At 39.9% G+C, this 4052-nt stretch carries 4 protein-coding genes and 1 pseudogene; all 5 read right to left on the minus strand.

What is annotated here, in order from left to right; all coding sequences use genetic code 11:
- Positions 1-1160 (minus strand): annotated as a pseudogene (locus tag ABNR88_RS06950) (peptidase M61); the annotation flags it as partial.
- Positions 1160-2452 (minus strand): TolC family protein, encoded by a 1293-nt coding sequence (locus ABNR88_RS06955; RefSeq protein ID WP_348670228.1) that lies wholly within the window; start codon positions 2450-2452, stop codon positions 1160-1162. The pseudogene ABNR88_RS06950 and the gene ABNR88_RS06955, both read right to left, overlap by 1 nt.
- On the minus strand, positions 2449-2970 hold the full coding sequence (locus ABNR88_RS06960) for a shikimate kinase (protein ID WP_348670229.1): 522 nt from the start codon (positions 2968-2970) through the stop codon (positions 2449-2451). Before ABNR88_RS06960 ends, ABNR88_RS06955 begins: the two co-directional genes overlap by 4 nt.
- Before the next feature lie 6 nt (positions 2971-2976).
- Positions 2977-3168, minus strand: a complete 192-nt coding sequence (locus ABNR88_RS06965) for a zinc-finger domain-containing protein (RefSeq protein ID WP_348670230.1) — start codon at positions 3166-3168, stop codon at positions 2977-2979.
- A partial coding sequence (locus ABNR88_RS06970) for a branched-chain amino acid transaminase (protein WP_348670231.1) occupies positions 3165-4052 on the minus strand: 888 nt, incomplete at its 5' end. The genes ABNR88_RS06965 and ABNR88_RS06970, both read right to left, overlap by 4 nt.

The following is a 4052-nucleotide window of genomic DNA, read 5'->3' on the forward strand; positions in this document are numbered from 1 at the left end:
ACAAAAGCCAATAGTGCACCCTTGGTGTAATAGCTAACAATGGCATTTGGCGCATTTTCATCTTGTTGATAAAACTTAGTCCAAGCATCATAACTAGACTGCGCTAATGACTGAGTTAGGCGGCCTTTTGATTTTTGCACTCGAGTAATGGTTTGCGCAAATAAATCTAAATACTGCTCAGGGGTTAGTAGTTTGGTTCGAAGTAGTGATAATTCATCATAATACGAAGTAAACCCTTCAAAAATCCAAAGCTGTTCAGTGTAATTTTCTCGACTTAAATCAAGCTCGAAAAAGCTCGCAGGCTTAATGGTTTTAACCCACCAAGCATGAAAATACTCATGCGAACAAAGTGCCAAAAAACGAGTATAGTCTTTATTGATATCGACTAGTTTAGGAGTGGGCAACTCTTTTCTAGAACAAATAAGACTGGTTGAGTTTTTATGCTCTAAACCGCCATAACCCTTGGTTTTAACCAATGTTAAAAATAAGTAATCATCAAATGGTGTATCGTTATTAAAAAATCCAACATGATGATTGCAAATGGTTTTTAAATCTTGTTTAAGGCGTGCAATATCAGTATTATGTACGCCAGTTATTGCCATCTGATGCTCAACCCCTGCCACTTGAAAATCAAACAAAGTAAAATCTGCCATCTCAACTGGATGATCAACTAAGTCTTGATAGTTAGGCGCCTCAAAATTTAATTCAGCCACCTTTTTAAGCCCCGTTGCACACGACCACTCACCCAAAGTTTGGGAGCTTTGAGCAGGAACAATACATAATTCACACTTTTCAGCTTCAAAACCAAGTGGCAGTAAAAATACACTAGTGCCATTAAAAAATGCTCGCTCATTGGTTAGATAAGCACTGCGCACAGATAAGTCAAAAGCGTACACCTCATAACTCAGTGTAATCTCATCACTACACGGGCTTGTGATCCAATGATTTTTATCAAGCTTTTTAATGGGTATCAACTGTCCAGCACCATGCGCCTGAATGCTGACAATATTTTTGGCAAAATCTCGTACCAAATAGCTACCAGGAATCCAGCTTGGCAATGAAAACACCTGGCCTAAGGGGTTAGGGTTTTGTAGTATTAGCTCAACCTCAAACACATGGGCGTGTAGGTTTTTAGGGGTGATTTTGTATTTAATCGCCATTACAAGAGTTGATCAATAGCCGCTTGAAATTCAAGCACAGACTTTTGATAGCTAAGCGCTGCTTGCGCATAATTCGAGCGCACCTCTTGAACATTGTTTTGTGCAGAAATCACAAAACTAACCGGCGAATTGCCTAATTCATAACGACGTTTCTCTTCCTGGGCTCTTGATTTGGCAATTTCAATTCGAGCTTGATATGAAGACAAAAGCTTGGCTAAATGCGCAACTTTTTTCTCAAGAACGCTGGCTTTAACCGTCAGCTTTAAGAGTAATTCGGCCGCATTCTCTTTAGCTTTCATAAGCTCTATTTGGGTTTTTTCTAAAGCAGATTTTGCTTTTGTATTACCCAATGGGTAGCTCAACCCTAGTCCTACATTCCAAATATCATCGGTATCATAACCAGCGCCTAGCTTTAAATCTAGCTGCAATTGAGTGTTGTTTTTATCACTATTTAATTGCCTAATAAGTACCGCTTGCTCAAGTTTAGCTGTTTGCATTTCAGTAGTATGTATCTTCAAGTACTTGGGTAAATCATCCACATTAGAGTGATACAATTGATATAAATCATAATCACTCACCATGGATTTAGCTGGCATATCAAGAGTGATGGCAAGCTCTTGCTTTAATAAGTCCAAGTCTTGCTCAGCTTGCAAGTGCTGCTGATAAGCACGTTGATAAGCATCTTTTTGCAATAAAACATCAACTTTATCAACCACTGATTGGGCGAATTTATCTTTGACTAATTTTAATTCTTGGTCTGCCAATTTAAGCCGACTAGCTGCTAAAGAAAGCTGCTGCTGAGCATTACTTAAATCAAGCAATTTAAACAATTGAGATAAGACAAATGCCTCTTCACTTTGTTTAAGCTTGAGACTATTAATTTCAGTTTTAATCCTCAACAAATCACTAGAAAGTCGATCATTAATACCACCAAAATCTTTTAACAAAGGCTGTGTGTAATTAACCAAAAATTGATCGCTCGTGGTAGCGTCAGTCCAAGTATTGGTAATAGAGACATCCGCACCCGTGTCTACCAAATTGTGCGTCGCACTGATACTACCACTAGAAATTTGATTATTAAGTTGGTTTTTAGAATCTAGCGAACTACCCAGCACCCAATCTTGATTCGCCGTACTAGCTGTGTAATTAAGCTGCGAGACTTGCTGATCAAGCCCTTGTTGAGTGAAAAATGGATGTGTGTTTGTTAAACGCTCAACAAACTCAGACTGTGTCATTGCTAATGCATTGCTAATGCACAATAAGGTAATACCAAGGCTGAGGGTTTTATTCATTGAGGAATGGATTTTTTAATCTCGTTAATGATAGCGTATAGTTTTTTACCCGTGGTGTCAATCACCACATCGGCCACCTCTTGATACAATGGTTCACGGGCCTCGAGTATATCTCGAATAGTTTGTTCTCGATTGGTTGATTTTTCTAATAAAGGTCGGGATTTTGATCTGGCAGTGCGCATGACTAATTGCTCAACACTTGAGGCTAAATACACCACAAAACTGTTATTTTTTAGTAGCACCCTGTTTTCAGCCTTAATAACAATGCCACCGCCCGTTGCAATAACAATATTAGAAATATCACAAAGCTCACTTAGCATACTCGTTTCGCGCTGACGAAAGCCTTCTTCACCTTCTACGTCAAAAATATGGTCAATAGAGACGCCGGTACGCGCAACGATTTCAAAGTCTGAATCAAAAAAATCACGCTTAAGTACACAAGCTAGGCGACGGCCAACAGAGGTCTTGCCCGAACCCATCGGCCCAACCAAAACAATATTAGCTATCTTATTAATCATGATAAATTAGCCTAATTCGTAGCTAGCGCCGCAATACGGGCACATACCCTTGCCTTTTTCATCAAATTGAATAAACACCTTAGGGTGCATATTCCACTTTTGCGCATCTTTTGGCGGACAATGAAATGGTAAATTTTTGGCTTCTACCGTAGAGTAGCTAACATGCTTTTGCTGAAAACCATCTACTGATGCATTCATTGGCACAAACCTTTAGCAATCCAAGATTGGTACTGATCGTTGCGACCGTAAACACAATCAAAATACAATTTTTGTAAAATTTCTGTCACTGGACCGCGTGTGCCGTTGCCAATAATACGATTATCAAGCTCACGAATAGGGGTTACCTCCGCAGCAGTACCGGTAAAGAAAGCCTCATCGGCGCAATAAACTTCATCACGAGTGATGCGTTTTTCTATAACCTTGTAGCCTAAATCGGTGGCCAATTTAAAAATTGTATCACGAGTAATGCCAGCCAAAGCGGAAGTCAGGTCTGGCGTGTAAATCACACCATCACGTACAATGAAAAAATTCTCACCACTACCTTCTGCTACAAAGCCATCAACGTCCAACAACAACGCTTCATCATAGCCATCAGTCAAAGCCTCTTGCAATGCTAGCATTGAATTAATGTAGTTGCCATTTGCCTTGGCCTTAGTCATGGCAATATTAACGTGATGACGCGTGTAGCTTGAAGTTTTGATACGAATACCATTCTTCATATTATCTTCACCCAAATACGAACCCCATTCCCATGCGGCAATAATAGTATGCACTTTTAGCCCATCAGCACGCAAACCCATGCCTTCTGAGCCATAAAAACACATTGGGCGAATATAGGCGCTATCTAAATTATTTTTAGCAACTGCGTCTTTTTGCGCTTGATTAATCTCTTCTTTAGAATAACCAATATCCATGTTCATAATTTTGGCAGAATTAAACAAACGATCTGTATGCTCCTCAAGTCGGAAAATTGCTGGACCGTTCGCCGTTTCATAGGCACGAACACCTTCAAACACGCCCATACCGTAATGCAACGTGTGCGTTAGCACGTGAACCTTGGCATCACGCCAATCTACCCACTC

The organism is uncultured Candidatus Thioglobus sp., assembly GCF_963981275.1.
GTDB lineage: Bacteria > Pseudomonadota > Gammaproteobacteria > PS1 > Pseudothioglobaceae > Thioglobus_A.